Annotated in this window: 13 protein-coding genes; 4 read left to right on the top strand and 9 right to left on the bottom strand. The window is 65.8% G+C overall.

Annotated features, from left to right (window positions below; translation table 11 throughout):
* From DIE03_RS05185 to DIE03_RS38130, 3 genes are all read left to right on the top strand, one after another.
* Positions 1-1,080, top strand: a 1,080-nt coding sequence (locus DIE03_RS05185; RefSeq protein ID WP_124448114.1) for a hypothetical protein, incomplete at its 5' end; no start/stop codon positions are given.
* Between the two features lie 134 nt (positions 1,081-1,214).
* The gene (locus tag DIE03_RS05180) at positions 1,215-2,558 is read left to right on the top strand and encodes a virulence factor (protein ID WP_124448112.1); all 1,344 of its coding nucleotides are present in this window, start codon (positions 1,215-1,217) and stop codon (positions 2,556-2,558) included.
* Positions 2,559-2,782: 224 nt separating this feature from the next.
* The gene (locus tag DIE03_RS38130) at positions 2,783-3,055 is read left to right on the top strand and encodes a hypothetical protein (protein WP_050010750.1); all 273 of its coding nucleotides are present in this window, start codon (positions 2,783-2,785) and stop codon (positions 3,053-3,055) included.
* 61 nt (positions 3,056-3,116) lie between these two features.
* On the opposite strand, the gene pip is transcribed toward DIE03_RS38130, so the two are convergent.
* Positions 3,117-4,049, bottom strand: a complete 933-nt coding sequence (gene pip / locus DIE03_RS05170) for a prolyl aminopeptidase (RefSeq protein WP_124448110.1) — start codon at positions 4,047-4,049, stop codon at positions 3,117-3,119.
* 325 nt (positions 4,050-4,374) lie between these two features.
* Between pip and DIE03_RS05165 the strand changes: the two genes are divergently transcribed.
* A complete protein-coding gene (locus tag DIE03_RS05165; protein WP_124448108.1) occupies positions 4,375-5,526 on the top strand; it encodes an acyltransferase in 1,152 nt (383 codons plus the stop codon).
* Positions 5,527-5,550: 24 nt separating this feature from the next.
* Here DIE03_RS05165 and DIE03_RS05160 read toward each other — a convergent pair whose 3' ends face one another.
* Genes DIE03_RS05160 through DIE03_RS05125 form a run of 8 tightly spaced genes read right to left on the bottom strand, consistent with a single transcriptional unit; the run spans position 5,551 to position 13,666 of the window.
* Positions 5,551-6,369, bottom strand: a complete 819-nt coding sequence (locus DIE03_RS05160; RefSeq protein ID WP_124448106.1) for a multidrug ABC transporter ATPase — start codon at positions 6,367-6,369, stop codon at positions 5,551-5,553.
* 55 nt (positions 6,370-6,424) lie between these two features.
* The gene (locus tag DIE03_RS05155) at positions 6,425-7,489 is read right to left on the bottom strand and encodes a 2-aminoethylphosphonate aminotransferase (RefSeq protein WP_124448104.1); all 1,065 of its coding nucleotides are present in this window, start codon (positions 7,487-7,489) and stop codon (positions 6,425-6,427) included.
* Positions 7,489-8,685, bottom strand: a complete 1,197-nt coding sequence (gene aepY / locus DIE03_RS05150) for a phosphonopyruvate decarboxylase (RefSeq protein WP_124448102.1) — start codon at positions 8,683-8,685, stop codon at positions 7,489-7,491. Before aepY ends, DIE03_RS05155 begins: the two co-directional genes overlap by 1 nt.
* A complete protein-coding gene (gene aepX, locus DIE03_RS05145; RefSeq protein ID WP_124448100.1) occupies positions 8,682-10,367 on the bottom strand; it encodes a phosphoenolpyruvate mutase in 1,686 nt (561 codons plus the stop codon). The genes aepY and aepX overlap by 4 nt, the downstream gene beginning before the upstream one ends.
* Positions 10,364-11,131: an NTP transferase domain-containing protein gene (locus DIE03_RS05140; RefSeq protein WP_124448098.1), complete on the bottom strand. Its 768-nt coding sequence runs from the start codon at positions 11,129-11,131 to the stop codon at positions 10,364-10,366. The genes aepX and DIE03_RS05140 overlap by 4 nt, the downstream gene beginning before the upstream one ends.
* 35 nt (positions 11,132-11,166) lie before the next feature.
* A complete protein-coding gene (locus tag DIE03_RS05135) occupies positions 11,167-12,168 on the bottom strand; it encodes an HpnL family protein (RefSeq protein WP_124448096.1) in 1,002 nt (333 codons plus the stop codon).
* Positions 12,165-12,974 (bottom strand): 2OG-Fe(II) oxygenase, encoded by an 810-nt coding sequence (locus DIE03_RS05130; protein WP_124448094.1) that lies wholly within the window; start codon positions 12,972-12,974, stop codon positions 12,165-12,167. The genes DIE03_RS05135 and DIE03_RS05130 overlap by 4 nt, the downstream gene beginning before the upstream one ends.
* A complete protein-coding gene (locus DIE03_RS05125) occupies positions 12,971-13,666 on the bottom strand; it encodes a CDP-alcohol phosphatidyltransferase family protein (RefSeq protein ID WP_124448092.1) in 696 nt (231 codons plus the stop codon). Before DIE03_RS05125 ends, DIE03_RS05130 begins: the two co-directional genes overlap by 4 nt.
* Between the last annotated feature and the right edge of the window lie 84 nt (positions 13,667-13,750).

Raw genomic sequence — 13,750 nt, 5'->3', positions numbered from 1 at the left:
GGCTGGCGCGGCATCGACGAGAACGAGCTGAACGATATCAGCGTCCCCGGCGTGCTGACGCAGCGCGTCTTTGCCTCTGGTTTCCAGGTTGGCGTGCAGGAGCGCTATCGGTATCGGGAAGACGACTGGCGGCATCGGCAAAAGGGAAAGACGTCGGGATTCTGGTATCCGCCTTCGCCGCCGGCCAAGTTCAATCTCATCGGCGCACTCAAAGGGAACGAAAGTGTCTGGGGCGTGGCGGCTACGCTTGCAACCGCGCCGCTGATGTTCGTCGTGACCGGGTTCAGCTCGGCGTTGAACATGTTCCGCGTGAATGCCAATCCGCCGAAGGGCTGGAGCGTGGTGGCGGACGCGCCGGCACTCGACGAACCGTTCCCGCCGCAAGCGTTGCGGTTCGGCAAGCCCATCGAAACGACGGACGGCAATGCGAAGAGCGACTTCAACGAAGGCAACGATCCGCCGGCCGCATGGCGCGACGCAAGCAAGAGCGAGGCAGACAAGCGCGCGGACGATCCTTACGATCAGTACAAGGCGAAGAACAAGGACAGCGTCGCGCAAGGGACGGCAGAGAGCGAAGCCGGACAGCGTTACGAGGACCGCGCGCTGATGCGGATGGAGGCACGGCGCACGCTGAATACGGAATGGCTCGATGGTGATGGCCACGTGATCGGTGAGGACGGCAAGAGCGAAATGCCGGAGGGCTACAAGGAGTGGCGCGATAAACAGATTGTGGATTGGCTCGATCGTGGCTCGACCAACAGCCCGACAAATCACTCCACGACGATGACCAATCCCGAGCATGCTGAAAAGGCGCTTGCGTACGATGTGGCGATCGGGGTTTGCTATCTGACGCCCAAGCAAATGAAAGCGCTACGGATTGAAGCCGATTGGCGGATGGGGGACGGCATTCCCAATGACAATCCGAACAAGAAGTACTACGACTATTTTGCGTCAGGAACGCTCGATAGAACGCCTCTTCACGAATGGGTACATGCCGAGGGAAGCGAAGCCAAGATTCCCGTCGCGATCGTGGACGAACGCGAGGCTCAAGTCTATCTCAAGGTCGGGGGTGCAATTTGAAGACCCTGATTTCTACATGGCCTCGACGTGTCGCCATTGCAGTCGCGGCATGGATAATCGTCACTCTACTAATGGCTTTGCTGATGACGCACGTAGAACAACCCGACCGAACACAACTGGAAGTAGGAGATTGGATGAAGCGATTTGTTGTTGTGCCCGGCCTGGCAGCTCTCATGGTGTTTCTGTCTACCACGGCCATGATGCGTCCGGCACATGCCGTGCCGACTCCGGAGCGGATAGCAAATGCCAAGCCGGTCGCAGAAGAGCCAGTGAAGCCATTTACGGCGCAGGTTGTTGGCTTGATCTGGTTGAATCCGTTGCAACGCATGGACTACCCGACCGAATGGCAATTGCTGTGGACGCAGGGGCTTGCCACGCCGAACAAGAACGATGACATGGTGCGCACCGATCCGACGTCATTTGCGACGCTTCGATCGATCGGTGCGTTGGTTTATGGGAACGAAGGCGATGAAACATTCAAGGGCTTCTATGCCAAGTACATTGACAAATTCATCTTGCTTATACGCAGCCGTTACTTCAGCAATGCAAAATATTTCTACACGGTGAGGCCCGAGAAGCAAAATGATTGGCGAGAACTCGCGGGTATCCGGGTCGAAGTTGCGGCTCCACTGCGCCTCGATGCGGCCTATGCCCGATCGCGCATGATCGATCGGATGATGAACTTCTTCGAGATCGGCCCTCCGTCACCCAAGACTTTGTGGAGCCGCGACACGCCTCCCGACGTACAAATTACGCAAGGCGGCGCGAACGCCGGATTCACATCCCTGAACAACGCATTGGACTACTTGCAGGCGAACCCCGACAAGAGCGTCTGGGTGATGAACTGGGACGCACCCAACTTCCCGCCCACGGATGCACAGATCAACGAGAACCTTGTCACGCTGTTCCTCGCCGGCCCGACCTTCAACACCGAGCGCGAACCGCTCGCCTGGATCGGCAAGGCCGCAACCGGCAATACGCATGATTTTCCGCAGAAGGTCGGCACGACCCGAGCCGTGCAGGCGTGGAAGGCGACCATCGATCAGGCGGCACGCAATGCGGGCGTCGCGGTCCCGGATCTCCATTACATCGTTCACGACGCAGGCAAGGGCAGCGATGCATCGTCGGCACGTCTTGCCTCGCTCTCCCGGACCTTGACCGAAACCCTCCCCGAATACGACCACTCGAAGCAGACATTCAACACGGCCGCGCTACTCGGCGACATGGGAACAGGCAGTGCATTGACCGACGTCGCGCTCGCCATCGGCCGGATCAACCACTTCGGCGCCAACGCACTCGTGGCCGGCACGACCGATCCGGAGCATCCCGTCGCGGTCGTCGTCCTGCCGCCGTCGACGCTCACGCCGATCGATCCCGACAAGGACTGGTTCCGTGCGCGCGGCGGCAACAATGCCTACCTGCCGTGGTGGGGTCGCCGACGCGATACGAATTACGGCATGCAGGGCTATTCGTGGTGAGCTCCGCTTGTGCGACGACCGGCCGGTTTGGCACCCCCGATGCGCGTCCCACCAGGGCGCGAGACCCGGCCAACGCTTTAAGTCTTCGTTAATACTGCACGCCTAGCATGGTGATGTCGGCGAACGGTCCGGACCCATCCGGCGCGCTGGCGGCACGCGCGGGTGCGTCGACGTCACGGCGCCGCGCCGTCGCGCGGCGCCATTTCCCTGCAACGGCGGCGGACATGATCAAGAATTTCGACTATACGCTCGGCAACGAGAAGATCGAGCTTTGTGCGAGCTTCGGCGCGGGCCCGGCATTCCGCCGCGTGCTCGTGAGCCGTGCGGACTCGATGGAAACGCTGGTGGTGCTCGACGCGCGCGGACTATCGGGCCTGCTGAAGGTGGCGACCGAAGAACCGGAAGGGCTGCTCGACGACGCGATCCGCAAGGTCGGCGACGAACAGCTGGTGGAGCGGGCGATCAGCGGTCGGACGATCGTCGAAGCCGCGTTGTGATGGGGCGGCGCGTGAGCGTGCCGGCAGGCACGGCAACACGCGCCGCGTTGCGTTGCATCGCTCAGGCGGCGAACCGGTCGGTCGCCGCGATCAGCGCTTCGAGGATCCCCGGCTCGTTGTAAGCGTGCCCGGCGCCGGGCACGATCTCGAACGTCGCCTCCGGCCATGCCTTCGACAGTTCCCATGCGGTGCGCGCAGGGGTCGCGACGTCGTAGCGGCCCTGCACGATCACGCCGGGAATACCGGCAAGGCGATGTGCATCGCGCAGCAACTGGCCTTCCTCGACGAAGCCCTTGTTCACGAAGTAGTGATTCTCGATTCGCGCGAACGCGAGCGCGTAGTGACCGTCCGCGAAGTGCGCGGCGAGTGCAGGGTCGGGCAGCAGCGTGATCGTGCGGCCTTCCCAGATGCTCCATGCGCGCGCGGCTTCGAGTTTCGCGGCTTCGTCGTCGCCGGTCAGCCGGTGATGGTAGGCGGCCATCAGGTCGCCACGCTCGGCTTCCGGAATCGGTGCAACGAAGTCTTCCCACAGGTCGGGGAACAGCCACGACGCGCCTTCCTGGTAGTACCACAGCAGCTCCGCGCGACGCATCGTGAAGATGCCGCGCACGACCAAGGCGCTCACGCGCTCGGGGTGCGTCTCCGCGTAGGCAATTGACAGCGCGCTGCCCCACGAGCCGCCGAACACGAGCCACTTTTCCGCGCCGACCATCTCGCGCAGGCGCTCGATATCGGCGACCAGATGCCAGGTCGTGTTGTTCTCGAGGCTCGCGTGCGGCGTCGACCGCCCGCAGCCGCGCTGGTCGAACAGCAGGATGTCGTAGCGCTCGGGATCGAACAGGCGGCGATGGTCGGGGCTGCAGCCTGCACCGGGGCCGCCGTGCAGGAACACGGCGGGCTTGCCGGCCGGGTTGCCGCAGCGCTCCCAGTAGATGCGATGGCCGTCGCCGGTGTCGAGGTGGCCGTGGGCGTAGGGTTCGATCGGTGGGTACACAGGCAGGCTCCGGGTGAGTGTCGACAGGGGGCGGACGAGGCGCGGGCCGGTGTGCGGACGGGGTGGTACTTCGTGTGTTGCTGCGCCGCAAAAATCGTTGCGTAGGCATCGGACCGGCCGCCGCCGGACAAGGCTTGTCATTATGCCCATTCGCCGCACCCGGCGTGGGCCGGCTGTGGCGTGTGCGGGCGCCGCTGTTGGCCCGGCGATTTTTGAAGTAATTTCATTCCGATATTTTTCATACAAAATCCCGGCGGCATATCGGCGTGCCAGTCGGCGCGCCGGCCATCTCCTGCTCCTTCACCGTGCCAACGGGAACCAGCCGATGAACCATCGCGTCACGCAGTTGACCGGGTTGCGCGCCGTCGCGGTCGCGATGGTCGTCGTCGGCCATGCCGAGCATGTGCTGCCCGGCGGCTACACGGGCTGGTACGCGCCGTTGCGGCTGATCGCCGACGGCCGGCTCGGCGTGCTGATCTTCTTCGTGCTGAGCGGCTTCCTGATCACCAACGTGCTGCGCGCCGAATTCGCGCGCACGGGCGGCATCGCGCTGACGTCGTTCTATGTGCGTCGTGCGCTGCGGATCTGGCCGGCCTGTTATGTCTATCTCGCGGCTGTCGCGATCGTCGCGTTCGCCGGCGGGTTCGACGTCGATCGCCGGCAGTGGCTGTATGCCGCGCTGCACCTGTGGAATTACTCGGCGTGGTTCGGGCTGACCGGCGACAACACGCTGCATCCGGACGGCGCGTGGTATCTCGGCCATTTCTGGTCGCTCGCGCTCGAGGAACAGTTCTACTGGTTCTGGCCGCTGCTGTTCGTGTTCGGCATGCGCCGCGCCGGCACGCGCTGGCTGGCCGCGCTGATCCTGATCGTGCCGCTGGTGCGCGCCGTCACATACTTCGTTTCGCCGGCGTTGCGCGGGCAGCTCGGGATGATGCTTCACACCGGAGTCGATCCGATCCTGATCGGCTGCTATGCGTCGCTCAACCGCGAACGGCTCGAAGCGTGGATCGGCTCGTGGAGAGGCGAGGCGCGCATCGTGACGGCGCTCGTCTTCGTCGTGCTGCTCGGCATGCCGCTCGCCGAACACCGGCTCGGCGGCTTCTGGAATGCGACGTACGGCGTGACGCTCGAAGCCGCACTGATCGCGATCGTGATCGTCGTGCTGAATTTTCGCGGCGAATTCTGGTGTGCGCGCTGGCTGCGCGCGCGGCCGGTCGTGTTCGTTGGCACGATCTCGTTCAGCCTGTATCTGTGGCAGCAGCCGTTTGCGAATCCGAATCTGGCGGTTCCGCACGCGTTTCCGCTCGGCATCGTGTGGGCGCTGATTGCCGCGACCGCCAGCTATTTCGTTGTCGAAAAACCGTTCCTGCGGCTGAAAGATCGCTATACGGCGCGCGAGGCGCGACGCTTGCGGGATGAGGCGTTGAGGATGCCGGCGCCGACCGATGCGATCGGGGCGAAGGTGGTGGAGTAGGTGGGCGGCGTCGCGCCCGCCGAATTACTTGAAGAGTTTCATCGCGGCCGGCGAATACCAGAAGTTCCGGAACATGTCGATTCCATAGGACTTGCCGTCGTAGTGGACGATCGTGCGCGCCGTGCGCTTGCCCGTATCCGAGTAATCACCGTCCTTGCGCTGCGTCTTCGTGATGTGCGCCGTGATCGATAGGTCGGCGAAGCCGTGGCTCGACGTTTTGTCGACGGCGATCGTCATGCGGGCCTCTTCGCTGCGCGCATCGCCTGCACTCGGGCCACAGGCGTCGCCTTCGACGCTGACCCAGCCGTACAGATTCGTGCCGAACACCGGGCGGATACGGCCGCCTTCGCGCACCCACAGCGTCAACTCTTCACTGGTGTTGGCATCAGGGCAACTTGGCCCACGCGCGCTGCTGGTAAACACGACGCCGAACGCGCGCACGTCGGGCGACAGCCGGTAGGGCGCGGTATCAATGCGATAGCTGTTTGCGTCGACTTCTGTGACAGCGTCTTCCTGAACCACCGACCGATCGGCCGCCACGACCTTGCCGCCCTCGACGAGCGCGACCACCTGCAGCTTCTTGCTTTCGTCCGGGTTCTTGCTTTTGGGCAGCGAATCGAACGCGATGGCCGCGATCGTCGTTTCCGGTGCGTTCGGCATGACCTTGCACGCCGACGCGACGACGAGCCGATTCGCATCTCGCGTGGCGATACGCGCGCTTGCGATGCCGGCCCAGCGAGCGATGGCTGTGAGGGTTTCGTCGCTGCAAGGCTGGCTGTCGGTGGCGTGGGCGAAGGGGGCGGCGGCGAGTGCCAGGAGCGGGGTGAAGTGAACGATCTTCATGGACATGATTGAAAAAAAGGCCCTCGCGGGCCTTTCGTCGACGAAAGTACGCTGTTTACCGCGTCAACGCCGTAAACCCTTCCAGCAACCGCTCGACATCGGCCGCCTGAATCGCGCCCATCGTCGAAATCCGGAACAGTTCCTTCGACAACCCGCCTTGCCCCGCATAGATCACGAAGCCGCGCGCCTTCAACCCGTCGTGCAGCGTCTCGTACGTGACGCCTTGCGGCAGCCGGTACGCACGCAGAACAACCGACGATTCACCTTCCGGCAGCACCAGCGGCATCCCACGCGCAGCCAGCCCCGCCTGAGCCTGATCGGCCAGCGCCTTGTAATGCGCATGGCGCGCACGCCAGCCGCCAGCCTCATCGAACTCGCGCAGCGCCTCGACGAGCGCATAATACGCATGCACGGACGGCGTGAACGGCGTATTCCGCTGATCCTGCAGCTTCGCAAGCCGCCCGAGATCGAGGTAGTAAGTACGACTCGCAGCCTTCGCCAGCGCGCTACGTCGCACGATCACGAACGCCGCACCCGGCACACCATGCAGGCACTTGTTCGCGGTGGCAGCCACAGCATCGATATCGCCGCCGGCAAAATCGATCGCTTCCGCGCCGAAGCTGCTGACGCCATCAACGAGCATCTTCACGCCACGCGAACGGCAGACTTCAGCGATCGCGCCGAGATCATTCAACCGGCCCGTCGTCGTTTCATGATGAATAACAGCGACATGCGTGTACCCACCCGCATCGAGCTTTGCACCGATCTGCGCGAGATCAGGCGCCTGCATCCACTCATGCTTCAACACGTCGTGCGCGATACCGTACTGCGTCGCGATCTGCGTGATCCGCTCGCCGTACACGCCGTTCTCGATCACGAGCAGCTTGCCGTCCTGCGGCACGAGCGCCGCGATCATGCTCTCGACGGCGGCCGTGCCCGACCCCGTCATCAGCACGGCGGCCCATTCGGCCGGATCGAGCTCGTACGCGGCGACGAGGCGCGCACGCGCCTCATCCTGCAGATCGAAGAATTCGCTTTCGCGATGGCACAGATCGGGTTGCAGCAGGCTGCGGCGCACGCGTTCGGTGAGCGTGACCGGGCCGGGGTTCAGCAGCAGCATCAATGGGCTCCTTCAACGTGGGCTTCGGTCTGCGCGGCGCCGATGTGCCGCATCAGACGGGTCTTCACCTCGACCGGCGTGACGGTCGGGCGGGGCAGGCCGTCGGGCACGCCCGTGCGGATCGCCACGCGTACGAATTGCACACCGGATGGCCGGACCCCGTCGCCCGTCGCAGCCAGCGTCGTATCGAGCACGTCGAGCGTGTCGCCTTCGACCGCCGACGCATAGCCGCACGCGGCAGCGACGCCCGCGAACGACACATGCTGCGACACCGTTGCCTGGCCGCCCGTCGATTCGTGCGCGCCGTTGTCGAGCAGCACGTGCGTGAGGTTGGCCGGGCCATAAGTGCCGAGCGTCGCGAACACGCCCATCCGCATCAGCGCGGCGCCGTCGCCGTCGACGGCCACCACGCGCAGGTCGGGGCGCGCGAGTGCGAGGCCGAGCGCGAGCGGTGTCACGCAGCCCATCGAGCCGACCATGTACAACTGGTTCGGGCGATCGTCGAGCGCGTAGAGTTCGCGGCCGCAGAAACCGGTCGACGCGAGCACGACGGTCGAATCGACCGGCGTGTGCGCGATCACGCGCTTCAATGCGTCGTGGCGGGTCGGCCATGCATCGGCCGACGCGGCGCCCGACGACGATTGCGCGGCGACATGCGCGCGCGGCTGCGCGGCCGGGTTCGCCTTCAGTTCATACGGCGCGACGCTGCCTTTCTGCATCACGAGCGCGTACGGGCGGCCCGTCGCATCCATGTGCGCGATCGCGCGGTCGAGTGCCGGGCCGACCTGTTCGGGGTCGGTCGGGAACGTCTCCCACGGGATCTCCATCGTGTCGAGCATCGCGGGCGTGATCGGGCCCATCAGCGCATGCTGCGGCTCGTCGGCGACGCCCGGCTGCCCGCGCCACGTGACGATCAGCAGTTGCGGCAGGCGGAACGTCCAGGTCAGCGACGTGAGCGGGCTCACCGCGTTGCCGAGCCCCGAGTTCTGCATCATCGCGATCCCGCGCTTGCCGCCGAGCGTTGCGCCGGCGATCAGCGCGACCGCGTCGCCTTCGTTCGCGGCCGACACGTAGTTCAGCGTCGGGTCCTGCAGCACGTAGTTGATGAACGGCGTCAGGTACGAGCAGGGCACGCCCGCGTACCAGTCGAAGCCGCGTTCGCGCGCGGCCTCGACGAACTGGGCCGCTTCGATCATTGCGCGCCCCCGTTGCCGGTGCCCGGTTCGGACAGCGGCGTCTGGCCGTGCGCGAAGTCGCCCGCGCGACGGAAGTCTTCCAGATCGTTGACGCCGCGCCAGTGGCCGTGCACGTACTGCACCTCGATCTTCTCGCCGGCGGCGATCAGTTCGTTGAGCAGCGACGGGATGTCGAGCGTGTCGAAGTCAGGGCGTGCCTGCAGCGTCGCGAGCGTCGCCTTCAGGCGATCGACACCGGCGCCGCGCACGTTCAGCAGGCCGATCCAGCGGCCGTGCGGCGTGCCTGCGGCGACGTCGCTCGACACGCGTTGCAGGTAGGTCTTCTGGCCGAACAGGCCGCGATCGTCGGCCGCCGAGCAGAGGGCGAAGTCGCGCACGCTCTGGTTGGTCTCGGTGAGCGACGAATCGACCACCACGCTGAACTCGGCCTCGCTCTCGGCGAGGTCGCGCACGATGTAGCTGCGGAACAGCAGGTCGCCGTATGAAATCACGGTGTCGCCGGTCAGGCGTTCGGCCGCGCATGCGAGCGACGCGAGCTCGCCGGTCTGCGCGTGGCGCTCGTTGACGACGAGCTTGATGCCCGACGTATCGATCGCATCGGCGCGATAGCCGCCAACCACGGTGATGTCGTTCACGCCGTGCGTCTTGAAGCCGTCGACGAGCCAGCGCAAGAGCGGCTTGCCGGCGACCGGCAGCATGACCTTCGGCTTGTCTTCGGTCACGGCTTCGAGGCCCTTGCCGCGGCTCGCGGCGAGCACGATCGCGGCATTCGACGCGCGCGACGACGACGACAGGTAGATGCGCTCGGCCGCCGAGTACTCGTCGGCGTCCTGCAGGCGGAAGATCTCGTTGACCGATGCAACGCGGTCCTCGACGTTGATCAGCGTTTCGCTCTCGTGAATCTCGCGCGCGGTCGCCTGCATCGCGGACGCCGACGCGCGGATCAGGTGGTTCGCCCAGATCACGGTGCTGATGCCGGCCTGGCGGAACACGTCGGTCGGCGTGCTGTAGTACTTGGTCGGCACGATCACGAGCGGCGCCTTGCCGCTCCATTCGCGCGCGAACTGCAGGATCTCGTCCGGGCGCGACAGCTTGCTGTGGATCAGGATCGCGTCGGCGCCAGCTTCCGCATACGCGTTCGCGCGGCGCAGCGCCTCGTCCATGCCCCAGCCGGCGATCAGCGCCTCGACGCGCGCGACGATCGAGAAGTCGGGATCGGTCTGCGAATCCTTGCCGGCCTTGATCTTGCCGCAGAACTCGTCGATCTCGGCGAGCGGCTGGCGCTCGCCGCCGATGAAGCTGTTGGTCTTCGGGAACTGCTTGTCCTCGATGCAGACGCCGGCGATGCCGCGCTGCTCGAGCTTCTTCACGAGGCGGCGCACGTTGTTGAAGTTGCCGTAGCCGGTGTCGCCGTCGAGCAGGATCGGCAGGTCGCTCGCGTCGGCCATGAATTCCAGCACGTCGACGACCTGCGTCCAGCTCGCTTCGTTGTTGTCGCGTACGCCGAATTGCGCGGAGATCGCGAGGCCCGATGCCCAGATGCCCTTGAAGCCGGCTTCGCGGACGATCCGCGCGGACAGGCCGTTGTGCGCTTCCATCAGGAATTCGAGGTCGCTGCTGACGAGCATGCGGCGCAGGCGTGCGCTGCGCGATTCGGTGAAGTTGGGTTCGCGTGCGTTCATCGTGCGGCTCCTGCGGTGGTGCGTTGAATCAGGGGGAGGATGTCTTGCGTGGCGCGGGCGACGTCGTTCGGGAAGTCGATCTCGATCCACGGCATGCCGGTGACGTCGGCCACGTCGAACGAATGACCGCCTTCGAGCAGCAGGTCGCGTACGGCTTCCTCGTGCGGCAGGTTCGCACGGCCGCTGTCGACGTAGCCGGCGACGATCGTCGCGAGGCGGCGTGCGGTGCCTTCGGTGAAGCGGAAGAAGCCGACCGATTCGCCGATCGTGTCGTATTCGAGGTCGACCGCGAGCTGCTTGCGCAGTTCGACCGGCACGCCGTTCTTCAGGCACAGCTTGACGGGCTCGTCGCCGGCCTCGAAGTCGCGGTCGATCAGCAGGCGGTCGACCGCGCGGTCGGCATCGGCCACCAGCGCGTGCAGGATGTTCTCGTCGTACAGCACGTCCGCGTCCATCAGCAGTACGTCGCCGCCGCGCGTCATCGCATCGGCGACGGTATGCACGGTCAGCACGCTGCCGAGGTCGTAGCGGTCGTTGATCACGATCTCGGCCTGGCGGCCGAGGCGCTTCAGTTCCTGCTCGACCTTCTCGTGCTGGAAGCCGAGCCCGAGCACGATCTCGTCGACGCCCGCGGCGTCGAGCACGCGCAGATGGCGCTCGAGCAGCGAAACGTCGTCAAAGCGCAGCAGGCACTTCGGGAACTGCGCTTCGGGCGGTTGTTGCAGGCGCAAGCCGAGGCCTGCCGCAAGAATGATGGCTCGCATGGGTTCTCCAACCAAAAAGCCGGCGATCTGAACGATCAGTCGGCGAGCGGCTGCGGCGCGCGGCGCCGCTGCCAGTTTCTTTCACTGAAATGCAGATAGAGCAGGCCGGGCAGGCCGAGCGCGAGTTCGCGCGCACGCTTCGCGAGCGACAGCGCGAGCGCCGCGTCGGGCGGCAGTCCGACCAGCGGGGCGAGCAGCAGGTAGCCGCCTTCTTGCGCACCGAGCGAGCCCGGGATCGCGAAGGCGGCGCCACGGATCGCCTGGCCGACGCTTTCCAGCAGCAGCGCGTCGAGCCAGCTCACCGGGTGCCCGAGGAAGTGCAGCGCGAGCCACACTTCCGCGGTCCCGACGATCCAGCCGACGAGGCTCAACGCGAATGTCTTCGCGACCCTCGCGCGATCGCGGTACAGCGCGCCGACCGCATCGTCGATCGCGTCGGCGCGCGTGGCCAGCGACGACCAGTCGCGCGGGCCGAGCAGCTTCGACGCGAGGCGCAGGCCGCGGCCGAACAGCCCGCGCCGCTGCGCCGCATAGAACAGCAGCGCGAGCGCGCCGAGCACGCCGGTCGCGATCAGCGCGGGCGTGCGCAGGTGGGCGACCGATTCGTGCGTCGCATACAGGCTGAACGCGGCGATGCCGATCAGCGCGAACGCCATTTGCGCGAGCGCCTGCATCGTCGTGCTGACGGTCACGGCCGCCGCCGCGTCGGCCATCCGCGTGCCGCGCTGCGCGAGGTGGCGCACCATCAGCACGGGGCCGCCGATCTGCCCGGCGGGCAGCAGGCTGTTTACCGATTCGCCGACCCAGCGCGCGCGCAGCGCGTTGCCGAGTTCGGCGCCCGACTGCCCGCGGCGGAACATCACGGAGATCGCGATGGCGTCGATCACGAGCGGCACGACGTGGAATGCCGCGACGAGCGCAAGCCCCCAGCCGGCCGCGAGGAACGTGGACGCGACTGCGCCGACGCCTTGCCAGGCCAGCAGTGCGATGAAGAGTGCGGTCCCGAGGGACAGCAGGATGAGGCCCGCGCGCGTCATGACCCGGTCGTGCGCCGCGTAGCCAGTTGCTTGAACACCTGGCGGAAACCGAAATACGCGATCGCGTCCTTCATGTTCGAGATGAAGCGCTTCCACGGCCGCATGCCGGGGTTCGTCACGTATTCGAAAGTGAGCGACACGCGTATCTCGTTCTGGCCGAGCGGTGTGATGCGGTGACGCAGCTTGTCGCCGTCGAACAGCACGATGCCGCCGTCGGCGATCTGCACCGAGCCCGGTTCGTCGGGCACGTCGGGGTTGCGCGTGTGCAGCTCGTAGTCGAGCCGGCACGACGATTCGTCGATCACGCCGATCAGCAGCGTGTAGCGGCGGCCGTCGTAGTACGACGTGTCGTAATGCCAGCCGATGTGGTCGCCGGGCTTCGTGTAGTAATACAGCGCGTACGCGTGCGGATCGTCGTCCGGCGACAGCATCAGCTTGTCGCCCGTGACCTTCTCGAGGAACGAGATGAGTGCCTTCGAGCGATACAGTTCGGCGATGTACGGCGCCTGCTCGTCGATCGTATGGCGGCTGACGCTGCCGCCCTGCTTGTGGCCGGGCAGGTAATTGCGGTTCAGGCCGGCCTGCATCGCGCGGGCGGCATCCGCCAGCTTTGCGTGCGCGTCGGCCGGCAGGAAGGCGTCGAGGTACAGGAACGAGCCCTGGCGCGTGTAGTCGCCGCGCAGGCGGTCGAGGTCGAGCTGGCCGACACGGTCGGCCACGGTGCGATCGGGATCGGCCGCGGCCGCGCGCACGGGCGCGGGGCGTGCCGGGCTCAGCACGGAGTCGTCGCGCGTGCTAGGAGTCATTTGGAAGCCTGGATTTCGGTTGGGTTCTGCGCGGCCGGGTTCTGCGGAAGGTTGCCGCGGCGGACGATGCGCCACCAGTCGATCACGACCCAGGCGGCGAACAGCGGGGCGCCGATCGACGCCGCGAGCAGGAACGGCTCGACGCCGTCGACGAGCGTCACGATCGGCAGCAGGTACAGCACGTCTTCGGTCTCGAAGCCGCCGGCGAACGCCTGCTTGGTGCCGGCCTTGCCGGCGATCGATTCGATCCGCATGCGCAGGAAGAAGATCAGCGCGACGGCCGCACCGGCCACCGCGCCGAGCAGCACCGGCGACGCGGCCATCTGGCCGCCCTGGGCGACGATGCCGAGGCCCATGCTGACGAACAGCGCGACCGTCACGAGCGCATCGGCCGCGAGGTCGTAAAAGTGACCGATCTTGCTGGACTTGCCGCTGATGCGCGCGAGTTCGCCGTCGGTGTGGTCGACGAAGTTCGACAGCACGATCAGGAACGCACCGGCATTGCTCCAGCCGAAGCCGCCGTGCGCGAGGCACCAGGCGCCGGCGAGGCCGATCAGCAGACGCAGGGTAGTGAGGTGATTCGGGGTGACCGGCGTATCGACGAGCGGTCGCACGAGCGAGCGCGCGAGCCGCGCATCCCAGGTGCGTGGCAGGGGGGGCTCGGCGCGTGTGGCGGTTTTTCTTTGGTCCATCGGCGAAATATATACGGAATTGTAATTTGGTGCTTTTTATTCGATCAATGTCCTGACATACAGGAGTGTTACCGCGTCTTGCGC

This window comes from Burkholderia sp. Bp8992, from assembly GCF_003853705.1.
Classification (GTDB): domain Bacteria; phylum Pseudomonadota; class Gammaproteobacteria; order Burkholderiales; family Burkholderiaceae; genus Burkholderia.
The sequence above is the reverse complement of the archived record's forward strand: the minus strand, read 5'-3'. Positions and strand labels throughout refer to the sequence as shown.

Coding starts and splice junctions, on each gene's coding strand:
- DIE03_RS05180 (WP_124448112.1), top strand. CDS start 1,215: ATGAAGCGATTTGTTGTTGTGCCCGGCCTGGCAGCTCTCATGGTGTTT.
- DIE03_RS38130 (WP_050010750.1), top strand. CDS start 2,783: ATGATCAAGAATTTCGACTATACGCTCGGCAACGAGAAGATCGAGCTT.
- DIE03_RS05165 (WP_124448108.1), top strand. CDS start 4,375: ATGAACCATCGCGTCACGCAGTTGACCGGGTTGCGCGCCGTCGCGGTC.
- DIE03_RS05160 (WP_124448106.1), bottom strand. CDS start 6,369: ATGAAGATCGTTCACTTCACCCCGCTCCTGGCACTCGCCGCCGCCCCC.
- DIE03_RS05155 (WP_124448104.1), bottom strand. CDS start 7,489: ATGCTGCTGCTGAACCCCGGCCCGGTCACGCTCACCGAACGCGTGCGC.
- aepY (WP_124448102.1), bottom strand. CDS start 8,685: ATGATCGAAGCGGCCCAGTTCGTCGAGGCCGCGCGCGAACGCGGCTTC.
- aepX (WP_124448100.1), bottom strand. CDS start 10,367: ATGAACGCACGCGAACCCAACTTCACCGAATCGCGCAGCGCACGCCTG.
- DIE03_RS05140 (WP_124448098.1), bottom strand. CDS start 11,131: ATGCGAGCCATCATTCTTGCGGCAGGCCTCGGCTTGCGCCTGCAACAA.
- DIE03_RS05135 (WP_124448096.1), bottom strand. CDS start 12,168: ATGACGCGCGCGGGCCTCATCCTGCTGTCCCTCGGGACCGCACTCTTC.
- DIE03_RS05130 (WP_124448094.1), bottom strand. CDS start 12,974: ATGACTCCTAGCACGCGCGACGACTCCGTGCTGAGCCCGGCACGCCCC.
- DIE03_RS05125 (WP_124448092.1), bottom strand. CDS start 13,666: ATGGACCAAAGAAAAACCGCCACACGCGCCGAGCCCCCCCTGCCACGC.